The organism is Bradyrhizobium yuanmingense (assembly GCF_900094575.1).
GTDB classification, from domain to species: domain Bacteria; phylum Pseudomonadota; class Alphaproteobacteria; order Rhizobiales; family Xanthobacteraceae; genus Bradyrhizobium; species Bradyrhizobium yuanmingense.
Map to the genome: position 1 here is coordinate 525,551 of NZ_FMAE01000001.1, position 21,097 is coordinate 546,647.

At 63.9% G+C, this 21,097-nt stretch carries 15 protein-coding genes and 2 pseudogenes; 7 read left to right on the top strand and 10 right to left on the bottom strand.

Features of this window, described 5'->3' with window-relative positions; all coding sequences use genetic code 11:
* Positions 1 to 3 precede the first annotated feature (3 nt).
* Both GA0061099_RS02315 and GA0061099_RS02320 read right to left on the bottom strand, forming a co-directional pair.
* Positions 4 to 2,208, bottom strand: a complete 2,205-nt coding sequence (locus GA0061099_RS02315) for an amylo-alpha-1,6-glucosidase (protein ID WP_036025951.1) — start codon at positions 2,206 to 2,208, stop codon at positions 4 to 6.
* A 58-nt stretch (positions 2,209 to 2,266) separates the two neighbouring features.
* Entirely contained in the window at positions 2,267 to 4,030 is a 1,764-nt protein-coding gene (locus GA0061099_RS02320) for an ABC transporter ATP-binding protein (RefSeq protein WP_036025953.1), read from the bottom strand.
* Positions 4,031 to 4,304: 274 nt separating this feature from the next.
* Here GA0061099_RS02320 and GA0061099_RS02325 point away from each other — a divergent pair, with 274 nt between their 5' ends.
* Positions 4,305 to 5,375, top strand: a complete 1,071-nt coding sequence (locus GA0061099_RS02325; protein WP_036004379.1) for a glycosyltransferase family 4 protein — start codon at positions 4,305 to 4,307, stop codon at positions 5,373 to 5,375.
* Positions 5,376 to 5,556: 181 nt separating this feature from the next.
* On the opposite strand, the gene GA0061099_RS42965 is transcribed toward GA0061099_RS02325, so the two are convergent.
* The 3 genes and pseudogenes from GA0061099_RS42965 to GA0061099_RS02335 form a co-directional block, all read right to left on the bottom strand.
* Positions 5,557 to 6,837, bottom strand: coding sequence for a TRAP transporter large permease (locus tag GA0061099_RS42965; RefSeq protein WP_036025977.1), 1,281 nt, complete (start codon positions 6,835 to 6,837; stop codon positions 5,557 to 5,559).
* 216 nt (positions 6,838 to 7,053) lie between these two features.
* Positions 7,054 to 7,614: pseudogene (locus GA0061099_RS42970) on the bottom strand (TRAP transporter small permease); the annotation flags it as partial.
* 182 nt (positions 7,615 to 7,796) lie between these two features.
* A complete protein-coding gene (locus tag GA0061099_RS02335; protein ID WP_036025954.1) occupies positions 7,797 to 8,567 on the bottom strand; it encodes a methyltransferase domain-containing protein in 771 nt (256 codons plus the stop codon).
* Positions 8,568 to 8,749: 182 nt separating this feature from the next.
* On the opposite strand from GA0061099_RS02335, the pseudogene GA0061099_RS02340 reads away from it, so the two are divergent.
* Positions 8,750 to 8,908: pseudogene (locus tag GA0061099_RS02340) on the top strand (SDR family NAD(P)-dependent oxidoreductase); the annotation flags it as partial.
* Positions 8,909 to 9,182: 274 nt separating this feature from the next.
* Here GA0061099_RS02340 and GA0061099_RS02345 read toward each other — a convergent pair.
* The 4 genes from GA0061099_RS02345 to GA0061099_RS02360 all read right to left on the bottom strand — a co-directional run bounded on the left by GA0061099_RS02345 (position 9,183) and on the right by GA0061099_RS02360 (position 12,804).
* Positions 9,183 to 9,800 carry a DsrE family protein gene (locus GA0061099_RS02345; protein WP_074447513.1) on the bottom strand — a complete coding sequence of 206 codons (618 nt, stop codon included), beginning with the start codon at positions 9,798 to 9,800 and terminating at the stop codon, positions 9,183 to 9,185.
* 24 nt (positions 9,801 to 9,824) lie between these two features.
* A complete protein-coding gene (locus tag GA0061099_RS02350) occupies positions 9,825 to 10,454 on the bottom strand; it encodes a hypothetical protein (protein ID WP_074447514.1) in 630 nt (209 codons plus the stop codon).
* Positions 10,451 to 11,494 (bottom strand): TAXI family TRAP transporter solute-binding subunit, encoded by a 1,044-nt coding sequence (locus GA0061099_RS02355; protein WP_141697548.1) that lies wholly within the window; start codon positions 11,492 to 11,494, stop codon positions 10,451 to 10,453. The genes GA0061099_RS02350 and GA0061099_RS02355 overlap by 4 nt, the downstream gene beginning before the upstream one ends.
* Before the next feature lie 62 nt (positions 11,495 to 11,556).
* Positions 11,557 to 12,804: a coiled-coil domain-containing protein gene (locus GA0061099_RS02360; protein WP_141697549.1), complete on the bottom strand. Its 1,248-nt coding sequence runs from the start codon at positions 12,802 to 12,804 to the stop codon at positions 11,557 to 11,559.
* 1,491 nt (positions 12,805 to 14,295) lie between these two features.
* On the opposite strand from GA0061099_RS02360, the gene GA0061099_RS02365 reads away from it, so the two are divergent.
* From GA0061099_RS02365 to GA0061099_RS02380, 4 genes are all read left to right on the top strand, one after another.
* Positions 14,296 to 14,913: a hypothetical protein gene (locus tag GA0061099_RS02365; protein ID WP_141697550.1), complete on the top strand. Its 618-nt coding sequence runs from the start codon at positions 14,296 to 14,298 to the stop codon at positions 14,911 to 14,913.
* Between the two features lie 452 nt (positions 14,914 to 15,365).
* Positions 15,366 to 17,105, top strand: a complete 1,740-nt coding sequence (locus GA0061099_RS02370) for a SulP family inorganic anion transporter (RefSeq protein WP_036025984.1) — start codon at positions 15,366 to 15,368, stop codon at positions 17,103 to 17,105.
* Between the two features lie 191 nt (positions 17,106 to 17,296).
* Complete coding sequence (locus GA0061099_RS02375) at positions 17,297 to 17,728, top strand: pyridoxamine 5'-phosphate oxidase family protein (RefSeq protein ID WP_036004340.1); 432 nt, start codon at positions 17,297 to 17,299, stop codon at positions 17,726 to 17,728.
* Positions 17,729 to 17,742: 14 nt separating this feature from the next.
* A complete protein-coding gene (locus GA0061099_RS02380; RefSeq protein ID WP_036025987.1) occupies positions 17,743 to 18,018 on the top strand; it encodes a hypothetical protein in 276 nt (91 codons plus the stop codon).
* Positions 18,019 to 18,175: 157 nt separating this feature from the next.
* On the opposite strand, the gene cax is transcribed toward GA0061099_RS02380, so the two are convergent.
* A complete protein-coding gene (gene cax / locus GA0061099_RS02385; RefSeq protein WP_036025958.1) occupies positions 18,176 to 19,279 on the bottom strand; it encodes a calcium/proton exchanger in 1,104 nt (367 codons plus the stop codon).
* Positions 19,280 to 19,707: 428 nt separating this feature from the next.
* Here cax and GA0061099_RS02390 point away from each other — a divergent pair, with 428 nt between their 5' ends.
* Positions 19,708 to 21,096, top strand: a complete 1,389-nt coding sequence (locus tag GA0061099_RS02390; protein WP_074447515.1) for an MFS transporter — start codon at positions 19,708 to 19,710, stop codon at positions 21,094 to 21,096.
* The last annotated feature ends 1 nt before the right edge of the window (position 21,097 follow it).

Genomic DNA, 21,097 nt, shown 5'->3' on the forward strand with positions numbered 1-21,097 from the left:
CCTCTAGCGCGCCAGCACGATCGAGACCTGGATCTGACCGCGCGTGCGCAACACTTCCAGCGCCACGTCGTCGCCGTGACGGCTGACGCGAAGATCGACGCTGGATTCGCCAAGGCGCAGATCGCGCAGGATCACCTCGTTGAGGAACGCCGGCAGATGCGGGTTGCGCAGGCGAATCTCGCCGCGCGCGACGTCGAACTCGAGGCCGAGCGCCGCCTCCAGCAACGTGAACGGCGTCGCGCTGGCCCAGGCCTGCGGCGCGCAGGCGACCGGGTACAGCGTCGGCCCGCGCCGCTTCTCGCGCCGGAAGCCGCAGAACAATTCGGGCAGCCGGCGCAAATCCATGTAGGTCGCGGCGTCGAACAGCCCCTTGAAGACATGCGCCACCGAATGCTTGAGGCCGTAGCGCGCCAGCCCCAGCGCGATCAGCGCGTTGTCGTGCGGCCAGATCGATCCGTCATGGTAGGACATCGGGTTGTAGCGCACCTCGCCTTGCGCGACGGTGCGGATGCCCCAGCCCGAGAAGAAATGCGGCCGCATCAGATCGGCGGCGATGAGACGCGCGCGGTCCTCGCGGACCATGCCGCTGAACAGGATCTGCCCGGCATTCGAGGTCCTGACCTTGCAGGGCCGCTTCTTGCCGTCGAGCGCGAGCGCATAGGTGCCGAGCTCCTCGCACCAGAACGCCTGCTCGAAGCGCTCGGCGAGCGCCCTGGCTTCGGCCTCGAGCTTGCGCACGCGGTCCGGCTTGCCGAGCCGCAGCGCGCAACGCGCCGCGAGCTGCTTAGCGGCAAAGACGTAGCCCTGGACCTCCGCGAGCGCGATATTGCCCTCGGCAAGTCGGCCGTCGGCATGGAAGATCGCGTCATAGGAATCCTTCCAGCCCTGGTTCGCCAGCCCTTTCTCGGTCGCGCGCTGGTATTCGACGAAGCCGTCCTGATCGGGATCGCCCGGACCGTCGATCCAGGCGAGCCCCGCCTCGATCGCGGGCCACAGCTCGATCAACGTGGCCTCGTCGCCGGTGCGCTCGAAATAGCTGCCTGCGAGCAGCACGAACAGCGCGGTCGAATCGACGCTGCCGTAGTAATGCGCGAACGGGACTTCCCCGAGCGCCGCCATCTCGCCGCCGCGCATCTCGTGCAGGATCTTGCCGGGCGCGGCGTCCGCGAGCGGATCGACCGCCGCGGCCTGGAAATGCGCGAGCCGGCGCAGGACGCCCTTGGCAATGCGCGGATCGACCCAGAGCATCTGCAGCGCGGTGATGAGGCCGTCGCGCCCGAACGTCGTCGAGTACCAGGGAATGCCGGCATAGGGATAGCGTCCCTGCGGCGTCTCGGTCATCAGCATGTTGAGGTCGGCCATGGCCTGGCACAGCACCTCGTTGAAGATGTTGTTGGAGGTCTCGATGCTGGCCGCGCCCATGGTCGACTGCCGCATCTCGCGGCGGTGCGCCAGCAGACCCGGGAAGAACCGCACCGGCTTCTCCGTCAGCGGCCGGTTGCAGGACACGGCCACGAACAGCGATTTGGCCTGGTGCGGCTCCAGGTCGAGCTCCCAGGTCGCAGCGTTGACCGAGAGCCGCGTCGGACGCGGATCGAAATGCAGGCCGGTGGTCCGCTCGGCGTCGTCAAGGCCGCGATACTCGAACAGGACGTCGGTCGGCCCGAGCAGCCGGCCGGTTCCGACGCCGCGGCGCGGCCGCCGCTCGCCGCGGACCTCGAACAGATCGGCGAAGTCGTTGCCGAACAGCAGCGTCAGCTCGAAGCTGGTGCGCCGGTCGCCATGGTTCTGCACGCCGATGCGCTGGTAGGCGGTGCCGCGCCACAGGAAGATGGTGCGCACGACGTGCAACAGGTCCTTTTGCAGAACGAGGTTGCCCTGCCGGTAGATGTCCGGATTGGTGAGATCGACGGTCAACGCCGAATTGTCGTCGCGCAGATTCGAGCCGAGCAGCAGCGGCTGGAGATCGTCGAGCACGAGCTCCAGCCGCGCAAGATAGCGCGTGTCGTGATGGAACAGCCCGTCCGGCCCGCCAGCGGACGCGCCGATGTCGCCGTGGCTGTCGAGCACGATGAAGGTGTCGTCGTGCTTGAGCGAACGCCGCGGCCGGGCCGAGGGCCCGGTCATCGGAATGTAGAAGGGCTGTTCCGCGACCTGTTCCGGGGTCCGCGTCACGGAGACGAACTGGGTTACGGCTTCTGCCGACATGAGCTGCTCCCCTGCGCTTGATTCGAAACGCGACCGACTCGAGAACGCGACTGTTGGTTTACGCGGCGGCTTGCGCGAGCCGGCTCATTTCCTGCGTGACCAGCTCACGATACGGCCCGTGACCCTGCATCAGGCGCTCGGGCGAGCCGTCCTCGATGATCTTACCATTCCTCAACACCACGACACGATCGAAATTGCGCAGCGTCGCAAGGCGATGAGCGATCGCGATCACGGTGCGGCCGCGCATCAGGCGGGACAGCGCCTCGCGGATCGCCTCCTCGGATTCGCTGTCGAGCGCGGCGGTCGCCTCGTCCAGCAGCAGGATCGGCGCGTCCTTCAGGAAGGCGCGCGCGATCGCGATGCGCTGGCGCTGGCCGCCCGACATCTTGACGCCGCGGTCGCCGACCATGGTGTCGAGGCCCTCGGGCAGGGTCTCGACGAAGTCGCAGCGCGCTGCGATCGCCGCGCGCAGCACCTCGTCGTCGGTCGCGTTCGGCCGGCCATAGCGGATGTTCTCGCGAATGGAGCGATGAAACAAGGAAATGTCCTGCGGCACGACGGAAATCGCCTCGCGCAGGCTCAGCTGCGTCACCTTCGAGATGTCCTGGCCGTCAATGGTGATATTGCCCTCGTCGACGTCGTAGAAGCGCTGCAGCAGCGTGAACAGCGTCGACTTGCCGCCGCCGGACTGGCCGACCAGTCCGACGCGCTGGCCGGGCTGGAGGCGCAGGCTGAAGCGCTCGAAGATCTTGTCGCTGCCGGGATAGCCGAAGGTGACGTTGTTGTACGCGATGGCCGCACCGCTCTTGACCAGGGGCTCGGCCTCGGGATGATCGCGGAGCTCGTGCGGCACCAGCAGCGTGGCGATCGCCTCTGTCAGACGCGCGACGTGCTGGGTGACGTCGACCAGCGCCACCGCGAGATCGCGCGTCGCGCTCAGGATCGAGATGCCGAGCGTACAGACCAGCACGACGTCGCCGGTCGTCGCTTGGCCCTTCTGCCAGAGCGAGATCGCCCAGGCCATCAGCGCAATGGTCAGAAGCACGGTGATGACGGCATGCAACAGCCGCAGCTTCTCCAGATAACGCAGGCTGCGGCTGCGCGCGGTCAGCTCCTGGTTCACGGTCGCGTCGAACCGCTCATGCTCGTGGCTGATGCCGCAGAAGGCGCGCACCAGCGGCATGTTGCTGATGACGTCGATCATCTCGCCGTCGACCAATGCGGCCTTGTCGGCGAAATCGTCATGCAGCGGCTTGCCGGCCGCGGCCAGACGAAACATCGCAACCACCATGCCGCCCGCGATCGCGATCAGGCCGAGTGCCATGTAGGGACTGACGGTTCCAATCAGGATGATTGCCGCAATTGTGGCAATGCACGGCGGCAACACATTCCAGACGAACATGTTCTCGACGGTGAACACCGCGTTCGAGGTCGCGGTGATGCGGCTCGTCAGCATGCCGGGCATCCGGTCCGAGAAGTAGCTCGGGGCGTGCCCGGTCAGATGACGAAATATGTCACGCCGTAAATCGCCCGTGACCCGGACGAAGGTGAAGCTCGCCGTCCAGCTTGCGATCCGCCACAGGAAGTTGTCGGCGGCAATCAGTGACATGAGCAGAATGAATGCCAGCCATACGCCACCGCCATACGAGGGACCGGCCGACAAGGCGTCAACCAGAGCTTTGACGCCATACTGGGTGCCTACGGAGCAGGCAACGGCCCCCACGACCGCGGTCAGGATCACCAAATGCGACGCGAGACGACGCCGGAGATAGCGCAGGACAAAGGCAAATGGCCTACGCGCGTACCCAGAAAGCTGATCCATATGGCTGTCGCCCCGTTATGCTGATTTTTCGTTTCGTTACTGGTCGAGTGAACATCGACCGCTTCGCCTCGGTTCCCGGGCAATCCCATCACGACATGCGGATGCGGACGATGTGCGAAGATGTAGTGGCAGCATCGCGACGCTCCGCCGACGTGTCGAATATGTAACGTTCGGGGGAAGGAACTTCGCAGGTGCGGGAACGTTCCCTCGTCTGGCATTGCCGGTGCCGTTAAGGCGGGGGTTTCAACTTCATGATCGCAGAGGAGATGGTGAGATGCGCATCGCGCAGGTAGCTCCGTTGACGGAGGCTGTTCCACCCAAGCTGTATGGCGGCACCGAGCGGGTGGTGCATTGGTTGACGGAAGAGCTGGTGGCCCTGGGCCATGACGTGACGCTTTTCGCCAGCGGCGACTCGCGGACATCGGCCAAGCTCGATGCATTATGGCCGCGGGCGCTTCGGCTCGACGGTTCCGTGCGCGATCCCAACGCGCTGCACATGGTGCTACTGGAGCGGGTGCGGCAAAAATGTGACGACGAGGAGTTCGATTTCCTCCACTTCCATCTCGACTATTATCCCTGGTCGTTGTTCCACCGCCAGCCGACCCCGTTCGTGACGACGTTGCACGGCCGGCTCGATCTTCCGGAGCATCAGCCGGTCTTCAACACCTTCACCAAGATGCCGGTCATCTCGATCTCCAATGCGCAGCGGCGGCCGGTGCCGCAGGCGAACTGGGTGACGACGATCCACCACGGCCTGCCGGAGAAGCTGCTCACGCCGAAGCCGGCGAAACAGGAATACCTCGCCGTGCTCGGCCGCATCGCGCCCGAGAAGGGCGTCGATCGCGCCATCAAGATCGCGACCCATTGCGGCATTCCGCTCAAGATCGCGGCCAAGGTCGACCGTGCCGATCAGGATTATTACGACGAGTTGATCCGGCCGATGATCGAGAACAATCCGTTGGTCGATTTCATCGGCGAGATCAGCGATCACGAGAAATCGGATTTCCTCAGCGGCGCGCTCGGCCTCTTGCTGCCGATCGACTGGCCGGAGCCGTTCGGCCTCGTCATGATTGAGGCCATGGCGTGCGGAACGCCGGTCGTCGCCTTCAACCGCGGCTCGGTGCCGGAGATCATCGACGAGGGCCTCACCGGCTTCATCGTCGAGGACGTCATCAGCGCCGCGGGCGTGGTGAACCGGCTTCCGCAACTCGACCGCGCCGCGATCCGCAAGCAGTTCGAAACGCGCTTCACCGCGCGGCGCATGGCCCTGGACTACCTCGCCGCATATCGCAGCCTGACCGAGGCGCAAGCACCGCGGATCAAGCTGGTGAGCAGCGCAGAGTAGACTTTCTACATCGCTGCCGGTCTCTTCCCTTCTCTCCTTGTGGGAGAAGGTGGCGCGAAGCGCCGGATGAGGGGTATGTCTCCGCTCGCAGAACTGTTCGTGAGGAGAGAAACCCCTCACCCGGCTTCGCTTCGCGAAGCCACCCTCTCCCACAAGGGGAGAGGGTACACCTGTCGCACCGCTACATCCCCAATAGCCGCGGCAGCCACAGCGACAGGCCCGGCCAATAGGTCACCACCACGAGGAAGCCCAGCATCGTCAGCAGCCACGGCCACACTGCGACCGTGAGCTCGGTGATCCCCATCTTGGCGATGCCCGAGGCGACGTAGAGATTGAGGCCGACCGGCGGATGGCAAAGGCCGACCTCCATGTTGACCGTCATCAGGATGCCGAAATGGATCGGGTCGATGCCGAGCTTGACCGCGACCGGAAACAGGATCGGCGCCATGATCAGGATGATCGAGGACGGCTCCATCACATTGCCTGCGAGCAGCAGCAGGATGTTGACGAGCAGCAGGAAACCGATCCAGCCCAGGCCCTGGTCGATCATCCATTGCGCCAGCGCCTGCGGCACGTTCTCGTAGGTCATCAGGAACGAGAACAGCACGGCGTTGGTGATGATGTAGAGCAGCATCGCCGAGAGGTTGGCCGACGACAGCAGCACGCGCGGCACGTCGCGCAGCTTCAGATCCTTGTAGATGAACACGGCGACGATGAAGGCGTAGACCGCGCTGACGGCCGCAGCTTCAGTCGGCGTGAACAGGCCGCTGTAGATGCCGCCGATCACGATCACGATCAGGAGGATGCCCCAGATCGACTTGCGGAACGCATCGAGACGCTCCATGAAGGTCGCCTTCGGCATCCGCGGGTAGTCGTTGCGCCAGGCGCGATAGAACGTCGTCATGCCGAGCAGCGTGGCGAGCGCTAGCCCCGGCACGATGCCGGCGATGAAGAGCTTGCCCACCGAGCTGTTAGTGGAGACGGCGTAGAGCACCATCGGGATCGATGGCGGAATCAGAATGCCGAGCGAGCCCGACGTCGTGATCACGCCGGCGCCGAACCGCTTCGGAAAGCCTTGCGCGACCATCGCGGGCAGGATCACTGAGCCGATCGCCACCACGGTCGCCGGCGAGGAGCCGGAGATCGCGGCGAACAGCGCGCAGGCGACCACGCCCGACAGCGCGAGCCCGCCGTACCAATGGCCGACCAGCGAGGTTGCGAAGGTGATCATCCGCCGCGCCACACCGCCATGGGTCAGGAAGTTGCCGGCGAGGATAAAGAACGGGATCGCCATGATCTCGAAATTCTCGATGCCGGTGAACAGCTTCAGCGCCACCGATTCGGTTCGCACGTCGGTCAGCGTGAACATGAAGCTGAGCACGGTCAGACCCAGCGCGATCGAGATCGGCATGCCCGTCAGCATCAGCGAGAGCAGCAGCGCGAACACGATGAAGACGCGCAGGCCCTGCGGCAAGGTGATGACATGGGCCGCATGCGCGAAGCACAGCGCGACGATCAGGACCGGCAGCAGCATCAGGATCCAGCCGAGCGGGCTGCGCTCGTCCCGGACCACCTGGGTGGGCGTGACCGGCGCCGGATGCACCGGATCCGCCTCGACGCCCTCGACGCCCGCCATATCGTGATGCGGCAGCTCGCCGGTGCGGTAGAACGACCAGGCGACCTGCAGGAAGCGGAAGCACATCAGGCCGGAGCCGATCGGAATGGTGAGATACACCACCCACATCGGCGCCTCGAGGTCGTTGGACTGTTGGCCGCTGTGCCACATGTGGCTAACGAAGGCGGCTCCGAAATAGCCCACGATGGCGGTGAACAGCGCGCCGCACAGGAGGCCGAAGGTGATGATGCGGCGGCGCGAGCCGCCCGGCAGGATGTTGACCAGCACGTCGACGCCGACATGGATGCCGGTCCGCACGCCATAGGCGGCGCCGAACTTCGCCATCCAGATGAACATGTAGATGCAGAGCTCCTGCGCCCATGACAAATCGAGGGCGGCAAGCCAGGCGAACGTCGCGCGCGCGGGCACGGCGAGGACGGTGAGGTTGCGGGCTTCCGCCCATTTGGCGAGGTCGATCGACAGCCCGGCGCCGTAACGGTGCACCACCGCGACGAAGATGAGCGACGTCGCAGCCGCGATCATCGTCGCGATCAGCCATTCCTCGAGATGATCGAGAAAACGATTCAGCACACGCAGCAACTTGGTCCCCCCGGATTGGATCATTCAAGCGCAACGGCCGGGAGCGCAATTGCCCCCGACCGTTGGTATTGTTGTTATTGGGCCGCAGCCGTCGGTAACAACGAGAGCTAAGCGCTGCCAAGCTAACGTGATGACCGCCGGATGCGCAAGCCGGCATCCGCGCGAGTCCAAGGCAACGCGTGCTATGCCGCATTGCGGCAGCGCCATCAGCCTTTCCGTTGCGCGACCATGAAGAGGCGCCGGAACGGGAACAGCGTCTGCCCCGCCGCATTCTTCGGATAGGCGCTCGCGACGCGCATCCCGTAGGCGGCTTCGAACGCGGCCTTCTCCTCGCCTTGGAGCACGTCGAGATAGCGCGTCAGCCAGGTGCCCTTGGTCCATTCCTTCACGGGATTGTCGCCTTCGAGCACCTGCAGATATTCGGTCTCCCAGATGTCGATGTTGGCCGACATCGGCGCGAGCAGATCGTGATAGAAGCCCGGCCCTTCCACCGGCGGCGGGGTGACGAGATGCTCCACCTTGGAGCGCCATGGGCCGTCGAGCGCAGTCTCGCCGATCAGCACATGCGAAGGCGCGAGGAAATTGCGCGGCATCTGCACCGCGAGCACGCCCCCGGGCGTCACCTTCTCCATCAACGACGGAAACAGTGCCGCATGATTGGGCAGCCAATGCAGTGCGGCATTGGAATAGATCAAGTCGTACTGCCCAGCGGGACTCCAATGGCCGAGATCCTCATGTGACCATTCCACGTCAGGCGCGGCCTTGCGTCCTGCCGCGACCATCTCCGTCGAGCCCTCGACCCCGGTCACGCGTGCCTCCGGCCAGCGCTCCCTGATCAATTTGGTGACGTTGCCGGCGCCGGCGCCGAGATCGGCGATCGCGCGTGGGGCAAAATCGGGAATCCGCATCAACAGGTCGACGGCGGGCCGGAGCCGATGGCCGGAGAACTTCAGATATTGCTGCGGATCCCAGACCATCCTTCGACGCCTTTTGTTTTTCGTATTTCCTTCGCCAAGGCTTTTGTCCTTAAACAAGGCTCTTGTCCTTCGGCAAGCCTCTTGGTTACCACTGCTCGTCCCGGTCGGGCAATTCGCAAGCCCGCGGGACAGAGCGGCAAACGAACAACAAAAAGCAGGCAGGACCAAGGGAGCGTGCGACCATGGACCTCGGGCTCAAATCGAAAACCGCTGTCATCACCGGCGCGAGCATCGGCATCGGCCGCGCCATCGCCAGGGGCCTCGCCGCCGAAGGCGTGCGCGTCATCGGCGTGGCGCGCCGTACCGATCTCCTCGCCGAGCTGGTGAAGGAGATTGCTACAAGGCAAGTGCACTCCCTCTCCCGCTTGTGAGAGAGGGCTGGGGAATGTTTCCGCAATGGGATAGCCCCGAGAGGAGAAAGCCCTGACCCGCGCCGGAGCCTGTCGTCGGGCGCGCCGTGGGCGCGAGCCGGTGGCGTGACCTCTCCCGCATCCGCCTTCGCCAAGGCTTCGGCTGACAAGAGCGGGAGAGGTTGCACCGAGCCCGTGGCAATCGATTCAACCTAAAGCCATTCCGCTCTAACTGCGCATCCGACAGCCTCATTGTCGCCGGACCTCACGGTTTGACGTAGCTCCAGCCCTGTTCCTGCAGCTCCATGACGCGGACGACACCCGATTTGACCACCGTCGCCTGCGGAATCAGATTGATGTCCTTGTTCTCCGCCTTCCGCATATTTTCCTGGGTGTTGCCGCAGGCTTTGAAGGAGATTTCGGGATTGCTCATCGCGAGCACCTCGATGCGTGGCTTTACCGGCGAGGTATCATCGCGCAGCATATGAAGACCGGGACCAAAGGTGACAATCTCGATTGAGACTGGTTCACCGAGATCGCGGTAATATTGCGCGACATTGGTGGCATTGTTGAGCGTGAGGTTCATCATCGCAGGTTCGTTGGAATTGACCTGCAATATTAGCTGGTGCGGCTTTTTGACGATATCGGGTTTTGTCGCCTGAGCCATCGCCGCCCGTGTCGCAGCGGTTTGCTTGCTCGTGTGAGTCTGCCCCGGCTTGCTCACGTGCATCCGTCTAGTCGGTTGCTTCGGATCGCGTGCCTGATTCTTCTCGCTCATCTGCGGGATCAACTGGTTGTCCTGTTGCGCCTGCGCGCTTGGTTCGACCAGAAGCACCATCGCCAGGCCGCCGATGATTGCTATCGTCAACTTCGGATTGATCATCTCGTGTCTCCCGTTCCTTGACCATCACCTTCCCGGTCTGGCGACGCTATGTGGCCATTTGCATGCAGCCGCCATTCTCTTGCGCACGTTCTCGAATCCGCTGAGCAGGAACTGTCCGTCTTGCACCTGACCAGTGCGGGCGAAAAGGCGCACGACGATGTGACCCTCGTCGGGTAGCGCGTTCAGCAACTTTACGACGTCGCCCCCGAAAGCGACGCCGGAGCCGAATGACGGCGACGCCGCCGCGAGTTGCATCGGCGTGTCCGCATTCAGCCGAAAGGAGATGACGTATTCGTTGGCGCTCCGTGACAGCGCCGGTCCGGCGACCGTGACTTCCGTTCGGCCTTTGCGGCAGTGGATTGCGAGTTGCATCGTGGCTCCATCCGAGCCGCCAACCGAAAAGGTGGTGGCGGTGACGACGGGTGAATAGTCGACCGGCGAGGTGGTCTCGCTGATCAGCCAGCCGCCGTCTGACGCCCGCCGCCCGGGCGGCGGAATCTTACGTGACAGTTCTTGCAGGCATTCCAGCCGGCCCCGCCCTTCCATCGCCGAACAAGCCCGAAGTGATTCGACGGCATCGCCCGTGTCTTGCGCGTAAGCGATTCCGCAGGCTACGTTCAAGGCGACGGCGAACGGAGGAACGGCACTCTTCATGGCCTCGCCTGTACGCTGCGTGCCTTGCGATCCAGCCATTCCTGCGCAGCCGGGAAGCGGGTGAGCCCGGGGACGGACGCCGCGAGATTGATGGACTGCCATTTCGGATCGAAGCCTGGTGCCTGCAGGCGGTCAATCCGCGAGAACAGGTACTCGACGAGGCGCGCCACGCGTTGATAGCGGTTTGAGCGTGGCGGCCAGTTGAATGCAACGAGAGCCGTCGGCACGGCAAGAGTCGAAACCCGCTCACCCTGTTTGATCAGATTGGGATACTCGTTGGCGTTCAAGGTCGCCGGCAGATAATAGTCCTCGAACTTCCTGTCGTAATGGACCGGCAGGAACTTGAATCCAGCTTCCCAGCGGCCTCGCACGAAGGCGTCCACGGGTTTCGACGTGATGAACACGACGGCCGACATCTCCCCCTTGCGCATCTGTTCCAGGGCAAGCTGATGCGGAATGAACGTCTTGTCGACGTCGATGCCGAGGCGGCTGAAGATCAGCGGTCCGGAATAGGCGGCTGCGGTGCCCTGGGTATTGAAGTTCACCTTCTTGCCGGCAAGGTCCTGCAGGCTCGTGATCTCCGGCCGCACGAAGATGTGCAACTCGGACGGAAACAGATTGAGCAGATAAGTGATGCGGCTTTGGATCTGCGGAACCTGAAGCTTGTACTCCTCGAGCGCGTCGGAATTGATGATCGCGGTATCGACACCACGCAGATAGAGCAGCGCATTCAGATTGTCGGTGGCGCCCCGGGTGACGATCGGCAGGAGATGCAGCTCTGCTCCGTCGTCGACGACACGGGCCATTTCTGCCGCGAGGCGGATCGGCGCGCCCTCGAGCAGGCCGCCCGCGAGCCCGACGGTCCAGGCGTTCATCCGGCCCTTTTCGCTCTCCTGAGGGAGCGGCCGTCGGAGCATTTGTGCATCGGCCTTGGCGGATCTTGCGGTTTGTGCTTCCAGGCAAGTCGTTTGAAGCAGCACGGCAATCGGCACCAGCGCGGCGAGCACGAGCGACGAGAGCGACCTTGGCAGCTTGTTCATGTCGTTCCTTTCCGGATTGCCCACCGTCACCACTCTTCCCGGCATGAATGCAAAGCCCACTCTCAGTGATGCAATGCATCCAGTCGTTCCTTGGCTCCGCGGATGCCGCTCCTGTGTGCCTTCGCGTAGAGCTCGCGCGCCTTGGCCGCCTCGCCGCGCGTTCCATAGGCACCCCAAGCCGACAGAACCGCCGGATCATATGTCTCCGCGAGCATGAAGGTCGCCTGCGCACTGTTCTTCTCAGCCGCAAGCTCGAGCACAATCCGCGCTGCACCGATATGGCCCTGATCGAGCAACGCTCTGGCACGCGGGATCAATCGGGCCTCCACCTCGTCCTGGCCTGGATTCGTCGGCGGCTCCGTTGCGGTCACGTTCTGCGCCGTCGACAAGGTCGGGCCGCCGTTTCTTTGCGCCGCCGGGGCGTGCTGATCGATAAGGCGCGATACCGAGGCGATCTCGCTCTCCCTGGCTTCAGTCCTGCTCCGCTCCCGCTCCAGCGACTGTCGCAGTTCGGCGATCTCCCGGTTCGCTGCCTGTCTCTGCTGCGAGGCTGCATCGTTCGCCTCGCGCAGATGCCCGTTCAGCGATTCGATGACGCCGCGCGTTTGCGCAAGCTTGCTCTCCAGCGCGGCAGCATGAGCCTGGGCCTCTTCGAGGGCACGGCGTTGTTGCTCGGCGTTCGCCGTTGCCGACCGCGCGGCGTCCTCTTGTTGCGCGAGGGCTGCGTTCCTTTCGCGCTCCTGCTGCAAGGACTGCCGCAATTCCGCGATCTCCCCGCCCACCGCCTCGCTTTGCTCCGCCGTCGCACCGTCGGCCGTAGCCGATCCGCCAGTCATGCCGGCAAGCTCGCTCGCGAGGGCGGCGGCGCGTGACTGCGCCTCGTAGCGTTCTTGCTCAGCGCTTGCCGCTATCGCCTGCGCGGCGCTCACTCGCTTCGCCAGGACGGCGCTCTTTTCCCGCTCCTGCTGCAGGGACTGCCGCAGTTCAGCGATCTCCCACGCCGCCGCATCCCTCTGCTGTGCGGCCACCTCGTCCGCCTCGCGCGCCTGCGCGATACGAGCCTCTACTTCGCGGCGGGTTCCGGCAAGTTCGTCCGCGAAGGCGGCGCTGCGGGCTCGCTCATTTTGAAGAGACTGCCGCAGCTCCTCCGTGGCAGTTTCCGCTGCATGCGTGCGCTGGACCGCCTCTTCGAGCTCCCTGCGCGCGCCGGCCAGTTCACCGGAGAGCGCGTCACTGCGCCCGTCGGCGTCGAGCCGTGGTGGCGGGCCCGCCGCGCTTGCGGAGACCGCCTGAATCGGGGCCTCGGACATTTCGCTCTGAAGGAGTGCTGGCGATCCGGTCGCGAAGTCAGGCCGCTGGTCGAGGCCGGCGGCGCTCCCGCCGTCTATTCGAGTTGTTTCGGCAGTCGGTTGTGCGTTGAACGGGTCGAAAGCACCGAGCAGGGTCACCCCAGCGAAAATAAGGGCGACCAGAACGACAGCTGCAATGAGCGAACTACCCGTCTCCTCCGGATCGATATCCTCGGTCTCACCCCACCCATGGGTCCGTGAAGAGCGGAGCGCTGAGCCGTCCTTTGCGCCCCATCTGCCCGTCTCGGGCGACCCGTGACCGAGCTCCTCCGCCGCATCTTCTATTCGGGTGCTTTCTCGGTCCCTGGGTGCAGTATCGATTGATTGGCGCATGCATCACGCCTCTCTCAAGAGCAACTCCAATGGAGCGATCGCCCAGCCTGTTCGCATGGTTTCGGCACCCGATCAGAACACGCGTAGATATAATGTGTTGCGGCGCGGCGACACGCCCAAATTAAATATAGCAATTAACTCAAATACATATAATTTTGACCATATTCAAAAGTCAAATTAAATATGCTCGTCGGATACCTCATACATCGCATGGAATATAGGGCTGGCGCCCCGAATCTGCGTATCTGACCATGTTCTCGTCGCGTCTAGGCATGGAGGAATGACCATGCGCATTGCATTGCCGTATTTGGGAATTGGCGTCTGTTTGTCTGTTGCCAGCTGGTTGGTGCTCGGGCTTGTGCTCTAGCAGCGGTTTTCCGTAAGAACTCGGAATCGAACTGGGGTGGTCGCGCAAAATCACCGATCCAACGGCGCTTTGATCTTTGGCATGTTCCGATCGCGGTCGGCGACGTCCCTGCCGCGCGTGTCAATTAAATTTCATGAACCTTTGCTATGGTCATCAACACCCATAGGTTTAAGTCCATTCTGTTTCTTGGCCCAGCTGTTCATTTCCTGACAGTCATAGTTTAGGGCGCGTCATGAGTACTCGTGGTCAGTGCGACCGTATTGCGATTCTGCGTCAACGTGTTTTGTCGCTCAGCTCTCAACTGACGGAGCTTCAGAACCTTCGTACCCGCCTGGAAAAGGCTGAGGAACGACGAATGCGCAAACGTTCAAAAGTTACTGGTAGCTTGGCGATGCGACGCCGATCTTGGCAGTAGGCGAGTCGACAGCCCAAGCCCGCGTTGGGAGCGCCTCAAATTTCGAGGATCGTAACTCCCGGATGCGGGTCCTTCACTTGCCTCATCGCGCCCATGCCCGTTACACACCCAGGCGTGTCCCTTCAGTTGTTCTCGTGCCACCACAGCTGGCTCGAGATCGCCGAAACGGCCCGGCTTGACCGCATGAGTGCGTGCGCTCGTAGTGTTTTGGGCCTCGCGGGTGCGATACATCACGGGAGCGGTGATCCCGGTGGATGGGGGGCTTGCGGCGGTATCAGTTCTAGGAATTCATGCGATGCGTTCGACATTGAAGAGCGTGAGGGTTGGGGTCGGCCTCTTGATGCTCGTTGCCGCAGTTCACTTGACCTCCGCCGCGTTCGGCGAGGACAAGCAGAGCGCCGGCAGTCGAGATGACGCCGCCGCGTTCGATCCCATTCGGTTTGGAGGCAGAACGGATTTCCAGGTCTCAGCCCTCGCCGAAGTCCCGCGGCAGGTGGCGCGCGCGGCACAACGCGAAAACTGCGACGTCGAAAAAGGCATGAAACAGATTCCGCTTCGCTTCTTGGTCGAGAGAGAGCGCCGTCTCGTCCTCGTTTATTGTCAGTGGATCTTGGGAAGTCATCTCGTCTTCGACCTCAAGGACGCGCGCCACCCGAAGCTCGTCGTGTTTCCATTCCTCGCACAGAACACCGGGTTCGGCACCACGCCGCGGCCGGGCCTCATCACCTGGCGAAAGGAGGCCGGTGAGTTCGAGGCTGAGACCGGAACAGACATGTGTCCGAGCTCTCGCCTTCGTCACGTCTACCGCCTTGGAAGGACCGAAGGCGTTACCAGTGGCACCAGCAGCTTCGTGCTCGTCCGCGTGGATGTCACGGCGCGCGGCTGTGGGGGTAACCAGCCGTGGTCGACCGTGTGGCAAGCACCGAACTGGCCGGAGTCGATGATCGTGCGGTGAGGACGAACGTGAGGGATGGCCAGGGTTATCGCACATGACTTGGCCGGTGCGCACGCCTCGTCCTTCGAGACGGCGCTTACGCGCCTCCTCAGAGCTCTCAGGATGAGGCTAATCGGCGTCAGTGTCTCCCGAGACTGCAGCCACACACTCCCTGCTCAGGAGCCCGCCTAAGCGGGCGTCGCGAAGGATGACCACAGGAAAAGGCTATCGGCCCTTCGGTGGATGGCGGGTTGCGGTATCAGGTCCAGGAGCGATGGCTCTCGTCCCAAGGATTGCTGCGCCGCGGAATAGTCGAGGTTACGGCAACGTTGATTTGCGTCAAGCGAGTGGTCGAGTCGTTGCCAGATCGTCGCGCGCTATCGGCGAGCCGACACGTGACTGCAGATATCCGTGTTGATCGTCTGTTGACCGGCGATCGCTTCGCATGGCGACCGGCCTTTGGAGTGCGCGCGGTGAACGTTTGGACGCGTTGGGTGCCCGGGATCGATACGCTTCGGTCCTACGAAGCGGCCTGGCTTCGGCATGATGTCTTCGCAGGTCTCGTGCTGGCGACCATGCTTGTCCCGGTCGGAATTGCCTATGCCGTGGCGTCCGGTCTGCCGGGCATCCACGGCCTCTACGCGACCATCGTCCCGCTTCTGGCCTACGCGATGTTCGGTCCGAGCCGCATCATCGTGCTCGGACCGGACTCGGCGCTGGCAGCTGTCATCCTCGGCGTCATCGTCCCCCTGTCCGGCGGCGATCCGGTCCGCGCCGCAATGCTTGCCGCCATGATGGCGCTCGTTTCGGGAACGGTGCTCATTGTGGCCGGCATCGCACGGTTAGGGTTCGTGACGGAGCTGCTGTCCAAGCCGATACGGTACGGCTACATGAACGGGATCGCGCTGACCGTTTTGATCAGCCAGTTGCCAAAGCTGCTCGGCTTCTCGATCGAAAGCGAAGGACCGCTGAGAGACCTATGGGCGATCGCCGTTGGGATCGGTGATGGCAAGATCAATTGGGCCGCATTCGCAGTCGGACTTGGTACGTTGATCGTCATCCTGCTGCTCAAGGACAGCAAGCGACTGCCGGGAATCCTGATTGCCGTCGTCGGAGCGACCCTTGTCGTCTCACTCCTTGATCTGGGAACTGGTTATGGTGTGAAAGTCTTGGGGCCACTTCCACAAGGTCTGCCGGCCTTCTCCATTCCCAGGATCGGCTATGGCGATCTGATCCCCGTGCTGGCCGGCGGCTGCGCCATCGCTCTGGTCTCGTTCGCCGATACCAGCGTGTTGTCGCGAACCTATGCTGCTCGTCTGGGCGACAAGGTCGATCCGAACCAGGAGATGGTGGGCCTCGGCGCGGCCAATTTGGCGACCGGCTTTTTCCAGGGCTTCCCGATCAGCAGCAGTTCCTCGCGCACGCCCGTTGCCGAAGCCGCCGGCGCCCGCACCCAGCTCACATGTGTCGTCGGCGCGTTTGCGATCGCGTTCCTTCTGTTGGCTGCGCCAAACCTGTTGCAGCACCTACCGAATGCCGCATTGGCCGCCGTGGTGATCGCAGCCGCAATCGGCCTGATCGAGATCAGTGATCTCAAACGAATCTACCGGATCCAGCGCTGGGAATTCTGGTTGACCGTGCTGTGCTTCGTGGGCGTAGCCGTGCTCGGCGCAATTCCCGGAATCGGCCTCGCCATCGCGGTCGCCATTGCCGAGTTTCTGTGGGACGGCTGGCGTCCGCACTCCGCAATTCTCGGGCGGGCGCAGGGCGTCAAGGGCTATCACGACATCACGAGATATCCCGATGCCCGCCTGATACCCGGACTGGTGCTGTTCCGCTGGGACGCGCCGCTGTTCTTCGCCAATGCCGAGTTCTTCAAGGAACGTATTCTGGCCGCGGTCGAGCAATCGCCGACACCCGTGCGCTGGCTGGTCGTCGCCGCCGAACCGGTCACGAGCGTCGACGTCACCGCCTGCGACACAATTGCCGAACTGGACGAGGCGCTCCACGTCAGGGGCATCGAACTTTGCTTTGCCGAGCTGAAGGATCCCGTGAAGGACAAGCTGAAGCGGTTCGGGTTGTATGCGCAGGTCGGCGAAGCGCAGTTCTTTCCGACCATCGGCTCGGCCGTCTCGAGCTACCTCCACATCAACAATGTCGAATGGGAGGACTGGGAGGATCAGGTCGAGGTCGGTCGTCACGTCGGGTCGTGACGAGCCGGCCAGCGCGACAACCAGCGCAGGGCCGCACCTGCGGCCATTTTCGGCGAGCATGGCGGCCAACCGCCAGACCGCCGCCGGCAATAAGCGAGTCATTGCTGAACCGCGGGCGCGCACTTCGTGCCCGGCTTCGGGGAACATGGGCCCAATCCAATCGTTGCCTCCGCTCCACTGGAGGAAAGTTCATGCCCAAGAAATCGCTCGCCGAAATCTCAAAGGAAATGGCCGGCATCGACATCGCCATTCTCTCGACGCACACCGAGAACGGCGAGATTGCCAACCGTCCGATGAGCAACAACGGCGACGTCGCCTACGACGGCACCTCGTACTACTTCACCTACGAACAGGCGCGAACGGTGTCGGACATCCAACGAAATCCCAAGGTAGCGCTCGGATTCTCATCGGAGGCGGGCCTATTCTCGAAGGGAATCTACCTCGCGGTCGAAGGGACTGCCGAGCTGATCCGCGACAAGGCCGCCTTCCAACAGCATTGGACCAGCGACCTCGACAAGTGGTTCGACAACGGAATCGATACGCCGGGCATCGTCCTGATCAAGGTCAAAGCCAAGCGCATCACTTATTGGACGGGCCGCGAAGAGGGTGAGGTCGTGATCTGACCGACGCGGTGATCGTGCGCCGATTCCTCGATTGGTTCTTCAGGAGCCGCGAAACCGGTGCCATCACCATCGCGCAATGGCCCAACCTCATCCTATGGATCGTGATCGTCGCGGGCCTTCTGCTTTGGATCTGGCCTTCCGCGGGAAGAGCCAGCGTCGCCCTGACAATCGTCTTGAAAGGCGGACTGATGATTTGGGGCGCCGACGAGATCATCCGCGGCGTGAATCCTTGGCGGCGCTGTCTCGGCGCTGCGGTCGTCGTCTACGAGCTCAGCACGTTTGTGCCGTAAGGTGGGTTCGACGAAGCACGCCTAACCTTCGTGGTTTGCTGATCCCTGCGCATCGCGCCGCCATGCACCCGGGCTGACGCCGACGATCGCGGCCTGGAGCCGACATTTTCTCGTACGACCAATAGCCTGCCGGAGCGAGATCGAGGGGCACCGAACTTCACCCCTGCCCCGCCGGCGGGACCACGTACAGCGTCAGCGCGAACACGGCATAGATGAAGATCAGCAGGGCGCCGACGAACCAGGCCGAGCGCCCGCTGGCCGTGATGAAGGCCGACGTCACCGTCGCGATCATCATCATGGTGACCGCGCCCGGCCAGAACTGCAGGTCCATCGGCTTCGGCCCCACGACATAGCTGAGCAGCACCAAAGCGGGTGCGACGAACAACGCGATCTGCGAGGCGCTGCCGAGCGCAATGCTGACGGCCATGTCGAGCCGGTCCTTGCGTGCCGCGGCGAAGGCCACCGCGAATTCCGCGGCGGCGCCGACCAGCGAGACGACGATGAAGCCGACGAAGGCCGGGCTCATTCCGAAGGTTTCCGCCGCCTTCTGCACCGATTCCACGAAGATCTCGCTGACCAGCGCGACCAGCACGGTGACGACCAGCAGCGTGCCGACGGCCGTTCCGATCGGCCAGTGCGCCTCCTTGTCGTCATCGCCGTGACCGGCGCTTGCGAACAATTCCTTGTGCGTTCGAAGCGAGAACAACAGGCCGAGCCCGTAAGCTGCGATGAGCAGGACCGAAATGCCGAGGCTGAGCTTGTTGAGGATGCCCCCGCCCTGCGGCAGGTGGTCGAGATCGGCGACCGCCGAAGGCGCAAGCAGCGCGACGGTCGCCATCAGCAACAGGCCGGACGAGAGCCGCGCACCGGCGCGGTTATATTCCTGCACATGATAGCGCAGGCCGCCCAGCAACAGGCAGGCGCCCAGCATGAACACCGCGTTGGTGACGATCGCGCCCGCAATCGAGGCCTTCACCAGCATGTACTGGCCGGCGCGCAGCGCCGTGATGGCGATGATCAGCTCGGTCAGATTGCCGAGCGTTGCATTGAGCAACCCGCCCACGGCATCGCCAGTCTTGGCGGCGACCGCCTCGGTGGCGTGGCTGAGCAGCGCCGCCAGCGGAACGATGGCCAGCACCGCGAGCACGAACAGCAGCGTATGGGAATGTGGCGCCACCGCCTCGGCCACCAGCACGATGGGCACGAAGGCCAGCATCCAGAGCAAAGGGGTATTCCGGATTTCCCTGAGCAAAGTCTGCATGTGGCCGCCCTTCCATCGATGCGCTGATGGGAAGGTCGGGCGGCCGCGCAGGTCGAGTGTTGATCTGTCTCAACGTCGGCGTGGTGGAGGCGGCGCGCGCAGGACGCGCATGCGGCCTGCTCCCGGCCTGATCGCTGCCACGCTGGCATCCTGCCAGTGTTTTGCCCGACGGGTCAACTTGATCACGGCTGCGACCGCCGTTTGCGACACGGCGGGAAAATGCCTTGTCGATCAAAGGGCCTCCTACTGTGCATGGGGTTGTTTTTCGACTTTTCTTTTGGCCTCGCCCTTGCGCCCGCAGCGCAAGCGCGTCGCCCGACCTTCGCGCATACACAGCATGCAAGCTTGCGCCTGTGGAAGCCGGCGCCTCCGTAGTACATGCCGAACGTCCCCCATGGCTACGCCGCCGGAGCAGCGCGCCAACAAAAATGACGATCACGTTACCTGCCGCCGCGCGCGAGCCCGACCATCCCACCGCCGACGGTCTTCCGTCGACGCAGCGGCGCTGGGCGGTTGCCGCGATCTTCACTGCGCTCGCGATGGCCTCGCTCGACACTGCCATTGCCAACATCGCCCTGCCGGCCATCGCCGCCGACCTGCACGTCACGCCGGAGCAGTCGGTCTGGGTCGTCAACGTCTACCAGATCGCGCTGGTGGCGACGCTCTTGCCGCTGGGAGCGCTCGGCGAGATCGTCGGGCACCAGCGCATCTATCTCGGCGGACTGATCCTGTTCACCATTGCCTCGATGTTCTGCGCGGTGGCATGGTCGCTCGACAGCCTGTTGCTGGCGCGCACGCTGCAAGGGCTGGGGGCGAGCGGCATCATGAGCGTCAACACGGCGCTGGTGCGCTTCGCCTATCCCGGCCGCATGCTCGGCCGCGGCTTCGGTCACAACGCGCTGGTGGTCGCGACCGCCTTCACCGTCGGGCCCTCGATCGCCTCCGCCATCCTCGCCTTCGGCCCGTGGCCGTGGCTGTTCGCCGTCAACATCCCCTTCGGCCTCATCGCCATCGGCATCGGCTTTGCCATGCTGCCGAAGACCCCGCGCGCCGATCACGGCTTCGACTTGCTCGGCGCGATCCTGGCCACCGCCTGCCTCGGCCTGTTCATCACCGGCATCGGCAGCGCCGCGCACAATCTGTCGCCATTCGTGGTCGGCATCGAGCTGGTCACAGCCCTCGTGCTCGGCGTGATCCTGACCCGCCGCCACGCCGATCATCCCGCGCCGATGCTGCCGATCGACCTGTTCGCCAGGCCGATGTTCGCGCTGTCGGCGGCAACGGCGGTGTGCTCCTTCGCCGTCCAGGGCCTCGCCTTCGTCTCGCTGCCGTTCTATTTCGAGGATGTGCTCGGCCGCTCGCAGGTCGAGACCGGCTTCTTCATGACGCCCTGGCCGCTGGTGGTCGGCATCATGGCGCCGATCGCAGGCCGCCTCTCCGACCGCCATGCCGTCGGGCTGCTCGGCGGCATCGGCCTCGTCCTGCTGGGTCTCGGCATGGCGCTGCTCGCGACACTGCCGCCCAATCCCGCCATTGCCGACATCATCTGGCGGATGGTGATCTGCGGCATGGGCTTCGGCTTCTTCCAGGCGCCGAACATGAAGGCGGTGATGGCAAGCGCGCCGCCGCACCGCAGCGGCAGCGCCTCCGGCATCGTCGCGACCGCGCGCCTAACTGGGCAGACCACTGGCGCGGCGCTCGCCGCCGCCTGCTTCGCACTCGCTGGCCACGAGGGCGCGACGCTGGCGCTGGCGCTCGGCGCGGGCTTTGCCGCGCTCGGCAGCGTGATGAGCTTCCTGCGGCTCGCCGTGAAGTAAG

Coding starts and splice junctions, on each gene's coding strand:
- GA0061099_RS02390 (WP_074447515.1), top strand. CDS start 19,708: ATGACGATCACGTTACCTGCCGCCGCGCGCGAGCCCGACCATCCCACC.
- GA0061099_RS02350 (WP_074447514.1), bottom strand. CDS start 10,454: ATGAAGAGTGCCGTTCCTCCGTTCGCCGTCGCCTTGAACGTAGCCTGC.
- GA0061099_RS02320 (WP_036025953.1), bottom strand. CDS start 4,030: ATGGATCAGCTTTCTGGGTACGCGCGTAGGCCATTTGCCTTTGTCCTG.
- GA0061099_RS02360 (WP_141697549.1), bottom strand. CDS start 12,804: ATGTCCGAGGCCCCGATTCAGGCGGTCTCCGCAAGCGCGGCGGGCCCG.
- GA0061099_RS02355 (WP_141697548.1), bottom strand. CDS start 11,494: ATGAACAAGCTGCCAAGGTCGCTCTCGTCGCTCGTGCTCGCCGCGCTG.
- GA0061099_RS02345 (WP_074447513.1), bottom strand. CDS start 9,800: ATGATCAATCCGAAGTTGACGATAGCAATCATCGGCGGCCTGGCGATG.
- cax (WP_036025958.1), bottom strand. CDS start 19,279: ATGCAGACTTTGCTCAGGGAAATCCGGAATACCCCTTTGCTCTGGATG.
- GA0061099_RS02315 (WP_036025951.1), bottom strand. CDS start 2,208: ATGTCGGCAGAAGCCGTAACCCAGTTCGTCTCCGTGACGCGGACCCCG.
- GA0061099_RS02375 (WP_036004340.1), top strand. CDS start 17,297: ATGCCCAAGAAATCGCTCGCCGAAATCTCAAAGGAAATGGCCGGCATC.
- GA0061099_RS02325 (WP_036004379.1), top strand. CDS start 4,305: ATGCGCATCGCGCAGGTAGCTCCGTTGACGGAGGCTGTTCCACCCAAG.
- GA0061099_RS02335 (WP_036025954.1), bottom strand. CDS start 8,567: ATGGTCTGGGATCCGCAGCAATATCTGAAGTTCTCCGGCCATCGGCTC.